The 15,376-nt window shown below is 73.6% G+C and carries 12 protein-coding genes; 4 read left to right on the forward strand and 8 right to left on the reverse strand.

Going from position 1 to position 15,376, the window contains the following annotated elements; all coding sequences use genetic code 11:
* The first annotated feature begins 18 nt into the window (after positions 1-18).
* On the forward strand, positions 19-273 hold the full coding sequence (locus F8568_RS06305; protein ID WP_151592372.1) for a TFIIB-type zinc ribbon-containing protein: 255 nt from the start codon (positions 19-21) through the stop codon (positions 271-273).
* Positions 274-353: 80 nt separating this feature from the next.
* Here F8568_RS06305 and F8568_RS06310 read toward each other — a convergent pair whose 3' ends face one another.
* From F8568_RS06310 to F8568_RS06320, 3 genes are read right to left on the reverse strand one after another with little or no spacing between them, the layout of a single operon-like run.
* The gene (locus F8568_RS06310; RefSeq protein WP_151592373.1) at positions 354-2,909 is read right to left on the reverse strand and encodes a polynucleotide kinase-phosphatase; all 2,556 of its coding nucleotides are present in this window, start codon (positions 2,907-2,909) and stop codon (positions 354-356) included.
* Positions 2,906-4,354: a 3' terminal RNA ribose 2'-O-methyltransferase Hen1 gene (locus F8568_RS06315; RefSeq protein ID WP_151592375.1), complete on the reverse strand. Its 1,449-nt coding sequence runs from the start codon at positions 4,352-4,354 to the stop codon at positions 2,906-2,908. Before F8568_RS06315 ends, F8568_RS06310 begins: the two co-directional genes overlap by 4 nt.
* A 38-nt stretch (positions 4,355-4,392) precedes the next feature.
* Positions 4,393-5,388 carry a DUF3152 domain-containing protein gene (locus F8568_RS06320; RefSeq protein ID WP_236008471.1) on the reverse strand — a complete coding sequence of 332 codons (996 nt, stop codon included), beginning with the start codon at positions 5,386-5,388 and terminating at the stop codon, positions 4,393-4,395.
* 255 nt (positions 5,389-5,643) lie between these two features.
* On the opposite strand from F8568_RS06320, the gene F8568_RS06325 reads away from it, so the two are divergent.
* Positions 5,644-6,492 (forward strand): TIGR02452 family protein, encoded by an 849-nt coding sequence (locus F8568_RS06325; RefSeq protein ID WP_151592377.1) that lies wholly within the window; start codon positions 5,644-5,646, stop codon positions 6,490-6,492.
* Between the two features lie 42 nt (positions 6,493-6,534).
* On the opposite strand, the gene F8568_RS06330 is transcribed toward F8568_RS06325, so the two are convergent.
* Positions 6,535-7,275 carry a TetR/AcrR family transcriptional regulator C-terminal domain-containing protein gene (locus F8568_RS06330; RefSeq protein ID WP_328600750.1) on the reverse strand — a complete coding sequence of 247 codons (741 nt, stop codon included), beginning with the start codon at positions 7,273-7,275 and terminating at the stop codon, positions 6,535-6,537.
* Positions 7,276-7,457: 182 nt separating this feature from the next.
* Here F8568_RS06330 and F8568_RS06335 point away from each other — a divergent pair, with 182 nt between their 5' ends.
* Positions 7,458-9,188, forward strand: coding sequence for an MFS transporter (locus F8568_RS06335; protein WP_151592379.1), 1,731 nt, complete (start codon positions 7,458-7,460; stop codon positions 9,186-9,188).
* Between the two features lie 229 nt (positions 9,189-9,417).
* Here F8568_RS06335 and F8568_RS06340 read toward each other — a convergent pair whose 3' ends face one another.
* Together F8568_RS06340 and F8568_RS06345 are read right to left on the reverse strand one after the other, a co-directional pair.
* On the reverse strand, positions 9,418-10,344 hold the full coding sequence (locus F8568_RS06340; protein WP_151592381.1) for an LLM class F420-dependent oxidoreductase: 927 nt from the start codon (positions 10,342-10,344) through the stop codon (positions 9,418-9,420).
* A gap of 44 nt (positions 10,345-10,388) precedes the next feature.
* Entirely contained in the window at positions 10,389-11,438 is a 1,050-nt protein-coding gene (locus tag F8568_RS06345; RefSeq protein ID WP_151592383.1) for a DUF11 domain-containing protein, read from the reverse strand.
* A gap of 215 nt (positions 11,439-11,653) precedes the next feature.
* Between F8568_RS06345 and F8568_RS06350 the strand changes: the two genes are divergently transcribed.
* Positions 11,654-12,685: a glycoside hydrolase domain-containing protein gene (locus F8568_RS06350; protein ID WP_151592385.1), complete on the forward strand. Its 1,032-nt coding sequence runs from the start codon at positions 11,654-11,656 to the stop codon at positions 12,683-12,685.
* Positions 12,686-12,716: 31 nt separating this feature from the next.
* Here F8568_RS06350 and F8568_RS06355 read toward each other — a convergent pair whose 3' ends face one another.
* Both F8568_RS06355 and F8568_RS06360 read right to left on the reverse strand, forming a co-directional pair.
* The gene (locus F8568_RS06355) at positions 12,717-13,904 is read right to left on the reverse strand and encodes a GNAT family N-acetyltransferase (RefSeq protein ID WP_151592387.1); all 1,188 of its coding nucleotides are present in this window, start codon (positions 13,902-13,904) and stop codon (positions 12,717-12,719) included.
* Between the two features lie 67 nt (positions 13,905-13,971).
* Positions 13,972-15,306: a class I SAM-dependent RNA methyltransferase gene (locus F8568_RS06360; RefSeq protein ID WP_151592389.1), complete on the reverse strand. Its 1,335-nt coding sequence runs from the start codon at positions 15,304-15,306 to the stop codon at positions 13,972-13,974.
* Between the last annotated feature and the right edge of the window lie 70 nt (positions 15,307-15,376).

Raw genomic sequence — 15,376 nt, forward strand, 5'->3', positions numbered from 1 at the left:
CGGAAGGATGACAAGGCGATGCACTGCCCTAAGTGTCATGGATTGATGCGGACCTACAACCGCAGCGGCGTCCACATCGAACAGTGTGACAACTGCCGGGGCATCTTCCTCGACTACGGAGAGCTCGAGGCCCTCGGCCAGATGGAGGCCCGCCACCATGCCGCTCCGCCGCCGCCCGGCTGGGGCGCTCCCGCGGCCTCCGTGCACCACCATCACCACGGCCACCACGCGCCGCACCACGGCGGCGTCTTCCACATGCTCTTCTCGACCTGACGCCCGCGCGGCCCGCCCCCTCGGAGGCGGGCCGCGTTCTCGGCAGATCGTTCCCGGCCGCGCGCGCCCGCGGCGTGCCGTCACAGGCGCGGGTCGACGGGCTCCGACTCCAGCGCCAGGACGGCGAAGACGGCCTGGTGGACCCGCCACAGCGGCTCCCCGGCGGCGAGCCGGTCGAGCGCCTCGGCGCCGAGGGCGTGCTCGCGCATCGCCAGCGACCGCTTGCGGCCGAGCGACCGGCCGCGCAGCCGGTCGAGGTTGCCCGGCTCGGTGTAGTCCGGCCCGTAGATGATCCGCAGGTACTCGCGGCCCCGGCACTTCACGCCCGGCTGGACCTTCGCGCCGTCCGGGAGCGGCCCGAGCGGCTTGACGACCATCCCCTCCCCGCCCGAGGCGGTGAGCTTCTCCCACCATTCGGTCGCGGCGGCCTCCGACTCCGGTGAGGCCAGGTCCACGACGACCGACTCGGTCCGCTGGAGCAGCCCGGTCGGGTCGGCCGCGGCGAGCCCGGCGGCCACGTCCAGGTGCCAGTCGTGGTCGCGCGCGGCGGCCAGGGAGCGGCCTTCCGCGGCGAGGACCTGGAACGGCGCGAGCCGCACTCCCTCAAGCCCGTTGACGGGCCAGCAGTAGCGCGCGTAGGCGTCGCGGAAACGCGCCGCGTTCGCCGCGCGCCGGTCGATGTGCTCGCGGAGCCCGCCGACGTCGAGGCCGCGCTCGTGTGCGCGCGCGAGGACGCCGGACGCCATCGGCAGTGCCGCACGCGCCGCCGCGCCGGCCGCGGCGTACTGGGTGCGGATGAGGTCCATCGCCTTGGCCGACCACGGCAGCAGCTCGCAGTCCAGCACGAGCCATCCCGTCTCCAGCTCGTCCCACAGGCCGGTGGCGCCGATCGCGGAACGCAGCCGGGCGAGAATCTGCTCGGTCACGGACGCGTCGCGGAAGAAGGCCCGCCCGGTGCGGGTGTAGACCGCGCCGGTCGTCCCGTCGTCCACGCCGAACCGCGCCTCCGCCACCGACGCGTCGCGGCAGACGACCGCGACGGCCCGCGAGCCCATGTGCTTCTCCTCGCAGATCGCGCGCAGGACGCCCTTGTCCCGGTACGCGGCGAGCGCCTCGGCGGGGTGCTCCAGGTGCCCGGGCAGCGGCGAGGTGGCGGCGGGCGCCATCGTGGGCGGCAGGTAGACCAGCCACCGCGGGTCGACGGCGAACCGGCTCATCACCTCCAGCGCGGCGAGCGCGTTCTCCTCCCGGACGGTGACGCGCCCCAGCAGCCGCGTCTCCACGCCCTGGGCGCCGAGGACGTCGTCGATCTTCAGGACGTCGCTCTCGCTGCGGCCGCCCGGCGCGGAGGCGGACGGCGCGTGCAGCGGGCGGGCCGGCTCGTACCAGACCTGCCGCGCGGGGACGGACACCAGCTCGCGCTCCGGATAGCGCAGCGCGGTCAGCTTGCCGCCGAACACCGCGCCGGTGTCGAGGCAGATGGTGTTGTTGACCCATTCCGCGTCCGGGACGGGCGTGTGGCCGTACACCACCATCGCCTTGCCGCGGTAGTCGCGCGCCCACGGGTACCGCACAGGCAGCCCGTACTCGTCGGTCTCCCCCGTGGTGTCGCCGTACAGCGCGAACGAGCGGACACGTCCCGACGCGCGCCCGTGGTAGTCCTCCTTGAGCCCGGCGTGGGCCACCACAAGGCGCCCTCCGTCGAGGACGTAGTGGCTGATGAGCCCGTCCATGAAGCGCAGCGCGGCGTCGCGGAACTCGTCGGTCTCGGCGCCGAACTGCTCCATCGACTCGGCGAGCCCGTGCGACATCTGCACCTTGCGGCCCTTCAGGGCGCGGACGAGCTTCGCCTCGTGGTTGCCGGACACGCACAGCGCGTTGCCCGCCTCCACCATGCCCTTGACGAGCCGGACCACGCCGGGCGAGTCCGGGCCGCGGTCGACCAGGTCGCCGACGAACACGGCGGTGCGCCCGCCCGGGTGGTTGGCGCCGGCGGCCAGGCCCCGCGCGTCCCGCTCGATCTCGTAGCCGAGGCCGGCGAGCAGCTCCTCCAGCTCGGCGCGGCACCCGTGCACGTCGCCGACGATGTCGAAGGGGCCGGTCAGCTCGCGCCTGTCGGTCCACGCCTTCTCGTAGACGATCGTCGCGGCGTCGATCTCCTCCTGTCCGGACAGCACGAACACGCGCCGGAACTCGCGGCCGAGCGTGCGCAGCCCGCGGCTCAGTTCGCGCCGCTGGCGCGGGATCACGTGCGGGGGCATGTCCCGGTCTGGGCGGGCGGCGTTGCGCTCGGCAGCGAGCCGCTCGGGGACGTCCAGGACGATCGCCGCCGACAGCACGTCGTGCTCCTTGGCGAGCCGCAGCAGCGGCTGCCGCGCCTTGCTCTGCACGTTCGTCGCGTCGACGACGGTGAGCAGGCCGCGCCGCAGCCTCTTGGCGACGATGTAGTGCAGCAGGTCGAACGCGTCGCCGGTGGCGGACTGGTCGTTCTCGTCGTCGGACACCATGCCGCGGCAGCGGTCCGACGACACCACCTGCGTCGGCGCGAAGTGCTTGCGCGCGAAGTGCGACTTGCCCGACCCGGTCACGCCGACCAGGACGACGAGCCCCATCTCCGGAAGCCGGATCTCGGTCATCGGGCGAAGACTCCCATCTGCGTCGGCGCGCCCACCTCGGGGTCGTCGTCGCCGACCGGCACGTGGCGGACGCGGTAGCCGTGCGCCTCGGCGACGCGGCCGGCCCAGGCGCGGAACTCCGCGCGCGTCCATTCGAAGCGGTGGTCGGGGTGGCGCATGGCGCCGGGCGCCAGCCCCTCGTAGCGGACGTTGTGCTCGGCGTTGGGCGTCGTCACGACGACGACGCGCGGCTTGGCGTGGCCGAACACGACCTGCTCCATGGCGCGGACCCGGGGCGGGTCGATGTGCTCGACGACCTCCATCAGCACGGCCGCCTCGTAGCCGCGGAAGCGTTCGTCCGCATAGGTGAGAGCGCTCTGGAAGACGTCCAGGACGCGCTTGTCGGGACGGTGCCGGGGCTTGTCCAGGCGCAGCCTGCGCGCCGCTCCCTCCAGGGCGCGGTACGAGACGTCCGTACCGGCGATCTCCGTGAAGAAGTCGTCCTGGGCGAGGCGCGCCAGGAGCTTGCCGGAGCCGCACCCCATGTCGATGACGCGGCGGGCGTCCTCGTCGTGGAGCGCCTGCACGACCGCCTGGATCCGCCGCTCCGACAGGGAGGCCGGGGCCTCCACCGCGGCGTCCGTGCCGTTCTCCGCGCGCGCCAGGCCGTTCTCCGCGCGCGCGGGCTCCTCCTCGATCTCGACCGGGTCGAGCGCGTCGTCCGGTGCGTCCTCGGCGTCGGCCAGGCGGCCCAGCGCGGCCCGGACGAGGGTGCGCCGGTTGGCGAGGTAGCGGCGGGTGATGGCGGCTCGGTCGGGGTGCGCGCCGAGCCATCCCTCCCCCGCCCGGATGAGCTTGTCGACCTCGTCCGGCGCCACCCAGTAGTGCTTCGCGTCGTCCAGCACGGGCAGCAGCACGTAGAGCTGGTTGAGCGCGTCGGCGAGCCGCATCCGGCCGGTGAGCGTGAGCGTGACGTAGCGGGAGTCGCCCCAGTCGGCGAACTCCGGGTCCAGCGGCACCGGCACGGCCGACACGTCCCAGCCGAGCGGCGCGAAGAAGCGCTCCGCCTGCCCGGCGCCGCCTCGGCACGGCAGCGCCGGCAGCACGATCTCCAGGGGGATCGCGGTCCCGGCCAGGTCGGGCCGCTTGTCGCACCTGCCGCGCATGGCGGTGCGGAAGACGTTCGCCATCGCGGACGCCAGCAGCGACGACGCCGCGTACGGGCGGTCGTTCACGTACTGGCCGAGGGAGAAGTCGGGCGTGCCTCTGCCGCGCGTGCGCACGAGCTTGACCGGGTCGACGTCCAGCAGCAGCGCCGCCGTGCAGCGGTCCTCGCCGGCGTCGGGGTAGAAGACGTGCGCGGTGCCGAAGGACTGCTCGAAGCTCAGCGCCTTGTCCGGGTGCTTGTGCAGCAGGAAGCCCAGGTCGGTCGCCTGGTCCGCGGTAGTGGTGATCGTGAGAAGCACGCCTCGAGTGTGGCGGAACCCGGCGGCGCGCTTCTAATTCATTTTCCGGCGACGGCGGGGCCGGTCAGGAAACGGCCGTGCGAGTCGAACGGCCACGGGTTGATCCGGCAGCCTTTCAGCCCGTAGATCTGCTGCATCATCACGGGGGCCGGCTTGCCGCGCCCAGGGCAGGTCATATGGCCGAACCCCAGCCGGTGGCCGACCTCGTGGTTGATGGTGAGCGCGTGATAGGCGTCCGGCTGCCCGCGGTAGTACTTGGTCAGCAGCAGCCAGCGCCGTAGGTTCACGACGACCTGCTTGCCGCCGCTGCAGTTCACCGTGCCGTTGGTGGTCATGCCGTAGGAGCCGCAGATCTTGTCGACGGTCTTCGGCGCCGCGAGCTGCACCACGAAGTCGTACGCGCCGGAGTTGACGCGCTGGAACGCCCATTTGCCGCTGGCCGTCCACCCCCGCTTATCCGCGAGTATCTTGTCGACGCTGCGCGCGAACTTCGTGGGGTCCTGGCGTAAGCCGCCTTCCACCTGGACCATGTAGCGCATCACTTTTCCGTGGCCGAACACGCGGGTTCCGGAAGCGGGCAGAAGGAATTTCCCCGTGCCCTTGGCGGGGATGTACACCGACCGTGAGGGCTTGACCACGGGCGCGTCGGACGGCTCCGACTCGACCCGGGCGCCCCCGTCCTGTCCCGTGCCGGTCTCCCGCGCGGGCGGCGGCGCGGCGGCGTGCTTCGTCCCGCCGCCGAAGCTGAGGTAGGCCATGGCGCCGAGGCCCGCGACGGAGACCAGCACCAGGGCGGTGACGCCCAGGATGACGCCGCGCAGCCGCGTCCGCCGGGCGCCCTCGAACTCCCGTTCCAGGTCGTCGCCGAGCCAGTCCCCCGAGCCCGGACGGCGCGGACCGCCGCCGCGGCGCCCGCCGCGTCCACCCTGTCCGCCCGGTCCACCCCGTCCGTCGTAGCCGTCGTAGCCGCCGGGTCCGGATGGTCCGGGCGGTACGGGTGGCCCGGGCGGTACGGGCGGTCCGGCGGGCGGCATCGGCGCGTGGGGCGGAGGGGCGGCGGCCCGGCGGTGGGACGACGCCCGGCGCCTGCCCTGGCGTGATCGTGGAGGCTGCATGGCGCAGCCAGCATGCCAGAAAGTAGTCAGAATGAGATCATTTCCCACAAATCCCCAGGTAGTGCTACAAGCACCTACATCTCTGACATGTACCGGATAATCACGAAGAGTGGCGGTCCGGCCGCGAAAAGGGTTTGCGGCCGGCCGCGCGCGCCCGCCACAATCCGGAGCGACATGAGCAGACATCCCCGCCGGATGACCGCGCAGGAGACCGTGGCCGTCCTCGAACGCGGCGAGTACCGCGCCCCGTCCGGGCGCACCGTCTCCATCGCCGCCGACCTGGCGCGCTGCGTGCGCGACACCGTTCTGTACCGGCCGGAGGAGCTGGACGCCCTTCTGAAGGACCTCCCCGGCACCGCGCCCGGCGCGGGACCGGCGGCCGACGCCGCGACGCGCGTCGAGGTGACCGACGAGACGACCCTCGCGGCGGCGCGGCGGCTGCTCGCGCCCGGGAAGGTCCCGATGGCGCTCAACTTCGCCTCCGCCAAGAACCCCGGCGGCGGCTTCCTGAACGGCGCGCACGCGCAGGAGGAGGGCCTGGCACGCTCGTCCGGCCTGTACCTGTCGCTGCGCGCGGCGAGGGAGTACTACGACTTCCATCGTGCGCAGGGCGACCTGCTCTACAGCGACCACATGATCTACTCCCCCGGCGTGCCGGTGATCCGCACCGACTCCGGGAGGCTGCTGGACGAGCCGTACGGGGTCGCGTTCCTGACCTCGCCCGCTCCGAACCGGGGCGCGATCCGCGATCCGGCCAAGGCGGAGCGCATCCCCGAGGTGCTGCGTGTGCGCGCGCGGAAGGTCCTCGCGGTGGCGCTGGCCAACGGCCACGGGCGGCTGGTGCTGGGGGCGTGGGGCTGCGGCGTGTTCCGCAACGATCCGGCGGAGGTGGCGGAGGCGTTCGCCGGGCCGCTCGGTCCGGGCGGCGAGTTCGAGAACCGCTTCGAGCACGTCGTCTTCGCGGTCTGGGAGTCCGCCAAGGACACGCCCAGGCGCAACGCGTTCCACCGCGTGTTCGGCTGACGCCGCGCCTTCGCCCCGGTGCCCCGGCCCCGCCCTGGGGCTCTAAGCCCTGCCGACGTCCTCGACGTAGGACGCGATGCCGCGCAGCAGGACGTCCAGGCCGAACTCGAAGCGCTCGGCGCCGCCCTGGTCGGTGAGGTCGTCCACCAGCGAGACGATGTGCGGGTACCGGTCGGTCGGCAGTGCCTTGAAGTAATCGCGGACCTGGGCGATGTACTTGCGGAAGTGCTCCCACGGGTCCTCGTCGCCCTTGACCGTCGCGGTGTAGAAGGTGTCCTCGACGGCGTCGGCGTCGATGTACATGCCCAGCGTGTCGACGGCGAGCCCGGCGACCTTCGGCGGGACGCCGCCCGCGATCATGAGGGCGAGCTGCGCCTCGGCGACGGCGAGCAGGTTCGGCCCGGTCGGGATCAGCCCCATGGAGACCTTCGCGATGTCGCGGTGCGAGGTGTAGACGCGGCGGATCTCCAGCGCGACCTCCTTCAGCTGCTCGCGCCACCGGGCCGGGTCGGGCTCGGCCGGCAGCCTGATCTCGGCGGCGACGCGGTCGAGCATCAGCTCGCGCAGCTCCTGCTTGTCCGAGACGTGCGCGTACAGGGACGCCGGGCCGGTGCCGAGCTCCTGCGCGACGCGGCGCATGGTGACGGCCTCCAGCCCCTCGGCGTCCAGGACGCCGATCGCCGCCTCGACGACGAGGTCCTGCGTGAGCGGCTGCCGGGACGGCGCGGGCCTGCGGGGCCGGCGGCCCGGGGGCGTCGGCATGTCCGGACGTGCGCTGGCCACCTCGGAACCTCCCAATTTCGCGATACATCTTGACTATCCCGAATCGCGATATATCTTCTCTACCTGAGAGACAAAATCGCGTCACGAACATCGTACTTGACACGAACACCGTTCCCGTCGTAGAACGATGTTCGTAACGACGAACGCCGTTTTCACCGTGTTCCCTCCCAGGAGACGACCCCATGACCGAGACAGTGCAGACCCCCACCGGGGCCACCGGCACGGCCGGCTACCGCTGGCGCTGGGCCGCCCTGTTCGTGATCCTCGCCGGCGAGGTCATGGACATGCTGGACTCGCTGATCACCAACATCGCCGCCCCCACCATCCGCGCCGAGCTGGGCGGCTCCGCCGCCACCATCCAGTGGCTCGCCGCCGGCTACACCCTGGCCATGGCGGTCGGCGTGATCACCGGCGGCAGGCTCGGCGACCTGTACGGCCGCAGGCAGATGTTCATCGCCGGCGCGGCCGGCTTCACCGCCGGCTCGCTGCTGTGCGGCGTGGCCGCCTCGCCCGGCATGCTGGTCGGCGCCCGGCTGATGCAGGGCCTGTTCGGCGCGGTGATGCTGCCGCAGGGCATCGGCATGATCAAGCAGATGTTCAGCGAGAAGGAGATGGGCGCCGCGTTCGGCGCGTTCGGCCCGGTCATGGGGCTGTCGTCGGTCGGCGGCCCGGTGCTGGCGGGCTGGCTGGTCGACGCCGACCTGTGGGACACCGGCTGGCGGATGATCTTCCTGATCAACCTGCCGCTCGGCCTCGCCGCCGTGCTCGCCGGGCTGCGCTTCCTGCCCTCCGGCCGTTCCCCGCACGCCTCCCGGCTCGACCTCACCGGCGCCGCCCTCGCCTCCCTCGGCGCCGGGCTGATGATCTACCCGCTGGTGCAGGGCCGCGAGCTGGACTGGCCCGCCTGGACGTTCGCGATGATCGCCGCGTCCCTGCTCGTCTGGGCGCTGTTCGCCTGGTACGAGACGCGCAAGCAGCGCGCCGGGGCCGACCCGCTGATCATCCCGAGCCTGTTCCGCAAGCGCGGCTTCACCGGCGGGCTCGTCGTCGGCGTCGTGTTCTTCACCGCCATGGCGGGCACCGCCCTGGTGCTCTCGCTGTTCTTCCAGCTCGGCCTCGGCTTCTCCCCGCTCAAGGCCGGCCTGTCGCAGATCCCGTGGTCGGCCGGCGTCGTCCTCGGCTTCGGCGCGGCCCAGGCCGTCCAGCGGTTCGGCCGCGCCGTCATCCAGGCGGGCGCCCTCATCATGGCGGCCGGCCTCGCCGGGATGTTCGTCACGCTGCAGCTGGCGGACACCGGCGTCACCCCGTGGCAGCTCATCCCGTCGCTGCTGGTCACCGGGCTCGGCATGGGGCTGCTGATGGCGCCGTTCTTCGACATCGCCCTCGCGGGCGTCGAGCCGCAGGAGGCGGGGTCCGCCGGCGGCACCCTCACCGCGATCCAGCAGCTCGGCAGCTCGCTCGGCGCGGCCGTCCTCGGCACGGTCTTCTTCGGGCTGCTCGGCGGCCACGTCGCGACCGCCGCCGACGACGGGTCGGCCGGGCTGCGCAGGCAGCTCGCCGCCGTGTCCGTCCCGGCCGCTCAGCAGGACCGCATCGTGACCGCGCTGCGCGACTGCGGCAAGGACCGCGCCACGGCCAAGGACGCCGAGGCCGTCCCGCCCTCCTGCGCGCGGATGCAGGACGGCGTCAGGGCGGCGATCGCCGCGCAGCCCGCCGCCGCCCCGGCGATCCAGAAGGCGGTCGCGGCGGACGCGGCGCGCTCGGCCGAGACCGGGTTCACCGGCGCCATGAAGATCACGCTGTGGATCGTGGTCGGCATGCTCGGCCTGACCTTCCTGGCCGTGTTCCTGCTGCCGGAGCACGCCCGCCCGCAGGACGCCGCCGGCGGCGGCGCCCAGCCCGCCGCCGCCTGACGCCCCGTCCGGCGGCCCCGCGGCTCCGGCGGCTCCCGGCCCGGCATCCCGGCGGACCCACGGCCCCGACCGCCCGGCGGCCCGGCGGCCAGAGGTCCCGCGATCCCGGCCCGGCAACCGCGGAGAAAGGCCCGCGGCGAGGACGAGCGCTCCCGTACGGAGCCGCACGTCCCGCCGCGGGCCTTCCGGCGTACCGGAGCGCCGCCGGACGGTGCCGGCGCGGCGCCCGTCAGACCTTGGCCAGCACCTCCGACGCCAGCAGCTCCAGGTGGTCCAGGTCGCTCAGGTCGAGCACCTGCAGGTAGATCCGCTCGGCGCCCAGCTCCCCGAAGCGGCCGATCTTCTCCACGATCTCGGCCGGGGTGCCCGCGAGCCCGTTCTGCCGCAACTCGTCCACCTCGCGGCCGATCGCGCCGGCGCGGCGCGCGAGCTCCGCCTCGTCCCGCCCGCAGCAGACGACCTGCGCCGCGGAGTACACGATCGGCTTCGTCCGGCCCGCCTCCGCGCACGCGGCCCGGACCCGGTCGAACGCGCCGCCGGTGTCCTCGACCTGGTGGAACGGCACGTTGTACTCGTCGGCGTAGGCGGCGGCCAGGCGCGGCGTGCGCTTCGGCCCGAACCCGCCGAGGATCACCGGCGGGCCGCCCGCCTGCGCCGGCTTCGGCAGCGCCGGCGAGTCCTTCAGCGTGTAGTGCTCCCCGGTGAAGGAGAAGGTCTCGCCGTCCGGCGTGCCCCACAGCCCGGTGACGATCCGGATCTGCTCCTCCAGCCGTTCGAACCGCTCGTTCAGGCTGGGGAACGGGATGCCGTAGTGGACGTGCTCCTCCTCGAACCAGCCCGTCCCGATGCCGAAGTCGACGCGGCCGCCGCTCATCCGGTCCACCTGCGCGACCGAGATCGCCAGCGGCCCCGGGTAGCGGAACGTGCCGGCCGTCACCAGGGTGCCGAGCCGGATCCGGCTCGTCTCGCGGGCCAGCGCGCCGAGCGTGACCCAGGAGTCGGTCGGGCCCGGCAGGCCGGACACGTCGCCCATCTTCGTGTAGTGGTCGGAGCGGAAGAACGCGTCGAAGCCGAGGTCCTCCGCCGCCTTGGCGACCGACAGCAGTGTTTCGTAACTCGCCCCCTGCTGGGGCTCGGTGAAGATCCGTAGACGCATGGGTCCATCCTCGTACGCCCGCGCCCCGGCCCGCGCCACGGGACCTACTTCGCGCCCGCGCGCTTGGTCTGGGGCGCGCCCGCATACGCCTTCTTCTTCGGCGCCTTCTTCTTCGGGGCGGCCTTCTTCGCCGTGATCCGGGTGCGGACCGTCGCGGAGTTGTTCCGAGGGTTCGGGTCGGTGGTCGACGACGTGACCCGCGACGCGAACGTCAGGACCTTCCCGGCCCGGACATTGCCGGCCGGGAGCACCCTGAAGCGCAGCGTCCGCGTCTCGCCGGGCCGCAGCGCCCCGACCCCGCAGACGAAGCCCCGCTCCTCCGGGATGCACGCGGCGTTCCCCGTGAGCAGCCGCACCGGGCCGGACGCCCGGACGAACACGTCCTCGGCCGTGGCCGGGCCGCGGTTGCTCACCCTGAGCACGTAGGAGATCGGCGCGCCGGAGCGCGCGGTCGCCGGTGCGGTCTTCGCGATGGCGAGGTCCGCCGTCCGGGCGACACGCGCCACCGGGAACTCCGCGGCGTCGCGCCTTCCGCGCCACGTCACCGTCGCGGGGATCCAAATCGCCTCGTCCGGGCGGGCGCGCCCGGCCACCTTCGCCCGGATCGCCCCGGCGACCGTCTGACCGGGACGGACCGCGCCGAGATCGCACTCGACCGTCCACCCGCTCACCGCGCAGTCGCGCCGTCCCGACACGAACTCCAGCGACTTCGGCAGCGTCGCGCGGAACACCGCCCGGCCCGCCTTCCCGTGCCCCTTCGCCGTCACCGCGAACGGCCAGTCGTACGTGCGGCCGGGGAGTACCGCCTTCCCGGGAGCGCTGGTGTGCAGCCGCACCGACCTGGCCTTCTTCTTGTGCCCGGCCGGCTCGCGGTGCTTGACGGGAGGCCGGTGCTTCACCGGCTTGTGGTGCGGCGCCGGCCTCCCCCGCCCCTTGCCCTTGTGAGCGTGCTGGCCGCCGTGCCCCGACGGGCCGGGGCCGTCGGCTCGCGCGCCTCCGGCCGCGCCCATCAGCGGCACCACGCCCAGCAGCGGAGCGGCGGCCAGCACCGCGAGCCCCCGCGCACCGACGCGCCGCGTCTTCTTCCCAGTCACCGTGGAACCCCCCGTGGCCTGCGCCTTTGTAGCGGACAGGTCCGTTGTAGCGAGCACACGGCGAAACCGCTAGCGCAACGTAGGCGTGTCGTCACTGACAGCCACATCGGGCGGAAAGGTCCGTTCCGGACGACCGAACCTCGGGAATCTCCTGCGACGAAACGGGCGCAACCTGTTGAATCGGCAATGACCTGGATCCGAATCATGGAGTTGACATGGCAGTCTTCGGCGTCGACTACGCGTGGGGACGCCCCGGCGCGTCCGCGCTGAAACGCGCCGGGGCGAAGTTCGCGTGCCGCTACCTCTCGCACGACACCACCGGCAAGAACCTGACCCGCGCCGAGGCGGACGAGCTGTCGGAGGCGGGCCTGTGGCTGGTGGTGGTGTGGGAGACCACCGCGAACCGGGCGCTGGACGGCAAGGCCGCGGGAAAGGCGGACGCGCAGGCCGCCGCGGGCCAGGCCGAGGCGTGCGGCATGCCGGACGACCGGCCGATCTACTTCGCGGTCGACTGGGACGCGTCCTCATCCCAGCAGGACTCGATCAACGCCTACCTGGACGGCGCCGCGTCCGTGCTCGGCCGCGGCCGGGTCGGGCTGTACGCCGGGTACGGGCCGGTCAACCGGGCGTTCGACGCCGGGAAGATCGCCTACGGGTGGCAGACCTACGCCTGGTCCGGCGGCCGCTGGGACGCGCGCGCCCAGCTCCAGCAGTACTCCAACGACCACACCATCAACGGCGTCGGCCTCGACTACGACCGCGCCGTCAAGGACGACTATGGGCAGTGGCGCGTCGGCGTCTCGCCCGGGGAGGACGACGAAATGCCGAGCTACGTGTCCGTCGGCACGACCAAGGAGCAGCAGCTGCCCGCCGGCCAGTGGACCAACGTCAGCTGGCAGCACGACTACGCCGACTCCGAGCACCAGCACGCCGACAGCGGCGGCCCGAGCATCCTGTGGGGCTCGGCCCGCTACGCGCTGACGGCCGCCGTCACGGTCACCGGCGTGCCCGCGGGCACGCTGATCCAGGCCCGCGCGGTCGAGGTCGACGCGAAGGACGACAGCAAGCTCACCGGCGGGCCCGTGCAGGACTACGTGTCGGCCGGCGACCAGACCCACATCGTGTACTCGCTCGGCGCCGACACCATCGGCGACGGCTACCGGCTGCGCTTCCAGGTCGCCCAGCACGGCAACGGCGCCGCGAAGGTCGCCACCGGGGGCAGCGCCAAGGTCTTCTTCTGGCGCTGAAATCTTCCGGCGCCGGCACCGCGGTCCGGCGTCAGAAGTCGTCGTTGGTGTAGGGGGCCAGCGGGACGGCGAGCGCCGCGTCCAGGCGGGCGGCGGCGCCCGGGGTGTGCTCGGTGACGGCGCCGATGCGCACGAGCGTGCTCAGCCTCGCGCCGCCGAGGTAGGCGGCGCCGAGGTCGGCGACGCTCAGCGACAGGTCCGGCTCGCCGCCGGTGGGCGCGCAGCCGGGCGCGGCGCCGGTCGTGAGCCGCCAGCGGCCGTGGTTGGCGGGGATCCGGGCGTCCGCGACGTCCAGCACGAACACGTCGCCGGACGCCCACGACCGGGCGCGGAGCGCGGCCGGGACGTCGACGAGCCGCAGCCACAGCGCCCCGTACTCGCCGGTCACCTTCACCTGGTCGGGGTCGGCCGCCATGTGCGGCAGCAGATCGTCCACCGGCCGGGTCGGCGCCGTGATCCGCGAGGTCAGGTCGATGCCGGCGAGGAACCGCCAGAGCGCCGCCTCGACCCGCGCGTCCGCCGCGACGAGGTCCTCGAGCCGGACGATGCCGTGGCCCGTCCGGTAGATCGCGTAGCCCTCCGGGTGGACGACGACGCGCGGAGCGGTGAGCCGCTCGTCGCTCAGTTCCTCGTCGGGCAGGACGTTGCGGGACCACCATTCGCCGTCGCGCACCAGGCCGCCCGGACGGAGGGCGAGGGCGGCCTCGTGGATCGGGCCGACAATCGCGGGCGCGTCCGCGGGATCGACGAGCCGCAGCGGCCGCGGGTCGGGCTCGGTGCGCAGGGGCAGCGGGCGGGAGGTGTCGACCTCCAGCTCGACGGCCCGGTCCGCGAGGCCGAAGCCGTACCGGCCGTAGATCGCGCCCTCGGACGCCCACAGCACCGCGACGGGACGGCCCGCGGTAGCGGCGTCGGCGTGCATCCGCTCGATCATCGCCGACAGCACGCCGCGGCGGCGGTGCGTCGGCAGCACCCCGACCGCGGTGATCGCCGAGCAGTCGACGGTCCCGCCCGGCACGGCCAGCCGCATCGGCAGCGCGGCGAGCTGCCCCGCCCGGATTCCGCCGGACCAGGCCCCGATGCGCTCGGCGCGCCGCATCATCCAGCGCCAGCGGTCCAGGTCGCGCTCGCGGATGCGCTGGTGGAACACCAGGCCGGAGAAGTCGATCATCTCGTCCAGGGCGGTCTCGGGGACGTCCCGGATCTCCAGATCGGTCATGTACCCACGGTAACCAGCGCCCGCAACCGGTTTTCGGGCCGCCGCCCGCCCCCGGCGCGGCGTCCGGTCAGCCCCTGACCAGCGTCGCGAGGCACTCCACGTGCTGGGTCATCGGGAACGCGTCGAAGGCGCGCAGGGTCTCCAGCGTCCAGCCGCGCTCGCCGAAGTAGCCGAGGTCGCGGGCCAGCGTCGCGGGGTCGCAGGACACGTAGGCGATCTTGCGGCCGGCGAGCCGGGTGACGTGCTCGACGACGTCGCGGCCCGCGCCGGTGCGGGGCGGGTCGAGGACGACGACGTCCGCGCGGCGGACCCGGGACGCGCCCTGATGGTGGCCGCTCCCGCGCTTGTTCTGCGCCTTCCCGCCGCCGGAGGCGCCGCCGCCGGACGCCCGGCCGAACTCCAGCTCGGCGACGACCTCCTCGACGGCGCCGCGCTCGATCGAGACGTTCTTCAGGTCCCGCAGGTTGAAGCGGGCGTCCCGGACGGCCTGCCCGTCGGACTCGACGCCGACGACGAGGCCGTCCGGGCCGATCCGGTCGGCGAGGACGCCGGCGAACAGGCCGACGCCGCAGTACAGGTCGAGGGCGATGTCGCCCGGCTTCGGCTCGAGCGCGTCCAGCACGGCGTCGGCGAGCAGCTGCGCGGCGCCCGGGTGGACCTGCCAGAACCCGCTGCCGCTGACCTGGAACATCCGCCCGGAGACGCTCTCGCGGACGTACGGGAGGTTCGCGCCCGGCTCCGGCTTGCCGCGCACCAGCCGGACGGGCACGTCCAGCCGGGGCACGCGGATCTTGCGGCGGTCGCGGCCGCGCAGCACCACGAGCCGGTCGCCGGTGGCGGCGGACACGATGCCCTCGACGCCGGACGCGCCGGGCCAGCGCTTGCGCTCGATGCCCATGAGCTCGACGCCCGGGTGCGCGATCAGGCACTCGTCGACCGGCTCGATGTCGTGCGAGCGGTGCCGGCGCAGCCCGACCGCGCCGCCGTCGACGGAGAACTGGACGCGGGTGCGCCAGCCGAGGCCCGGCGGCGGCACCACGTCGCCGTCGACGGGGTAGGGGACCTCCTCGACGACGACCGTGCGGGTGATCCCGGCGAGCCGGCTCAGCTGCTCCTCGACGACGGCGGCCTTGAGGGCGCGCTGCGCGGGCAGCGAGGCGTGCTGCCAGTCGCAGCCGCCGCAGCGGCCGGGGCCGGCGAACGGGCAGGGCGGCTCGACCCGGTCCGGGGACGCTTCGATGATCTCCACGGCGTCGGCGCGCAGGAAGTTCTTGGTGCGGTCGGTGACCCGGGCCCGCACCCGCTCGCCGGGCAGGGCGTGCCGCACGAACACGACGCGGCCCTCGTGCCGGGCCACGCAGAACCCCCCGTTGGCGACGTTGCCGATCTCCAGTTCGAGCATCTCGGGGACGCCCGGTTCCGAGCCGGTGCCTCGCGAGGGGGACCCGCCCCCCGGGCCGACTCCGTCGGTA

It is taken from the genome of Actinomadura physcomitrii (assembly GCF_008923205.2).
Classification (GTDB): Bacteria; Actinomycetota; Actinomycetes; order Streptosporangiales; family Streptosporangiaceae; genus Spirillospora; species Spirillospora physcomitrii.

Coding starts and splice junctions, on each gene's coding strand:
- F8568_RS06305 (WP_151592372.1), top strand. CDS start 19: ATGCACTGCCCTAAGTGTCATGGATTGATGCGGACCTACAACCGCAGC.
- F8568_RS06310 (WP_151592373.1), bottom strand. CDS start 2,909: ATGACCGAGATCCGGCTTCCGGAGATGGGGCTCGTCGTCCTGGTCGGC.
- F8568_RS06320 (WP_236008471.1), bottom strand. CDS start 5,388: ATGCCGCCCGCCGGACCGCCCGTACCGCCCGGGCCACCCGTACCGCCC.
- F8568_RS06325 (WP_151592377.1), top strand. CDS start 5,644: ATGAGCAGACATCCCCGCCGGATGACCGCGCAGGAGACCGTGGCCGTC.
- F8568_RS06335 (WP_151592379.1), top strand. CDS start 7,458: ATGACCGAGACAGTGCAGACCCCCACCGGGGCCACCGGCACGGCCGGC.
- F8568_RS06340 (WP_151592381.1), bottom strand. CDS start 10,344: ATGCGTCTACGGATCTTCACCGAGCCCCAGCAGGGGGCGAGTTACGAA.
- F8568_RS06350 (WP_151592385.1), top strand. CDS start 11,654: ATGGCAGTCTTCGGCGTCGACTACGCGTGGGGACGCCCCGGCGCGTCC.
- F8568_RS06355 (WP_151592387.1), bottom strand. CDS start 13,904: ATGACCGATCTGGAGATCCGGGACGTCCCCGAGACCGCCCTGGACGAG.
- F8568_RS06360 (WP_151592389.1), bottom strand. CDS start 15,306: ATGCTCGAACTGGAGATCGGCAACGTCGCCAACGGGGGGTTCTGCGTG.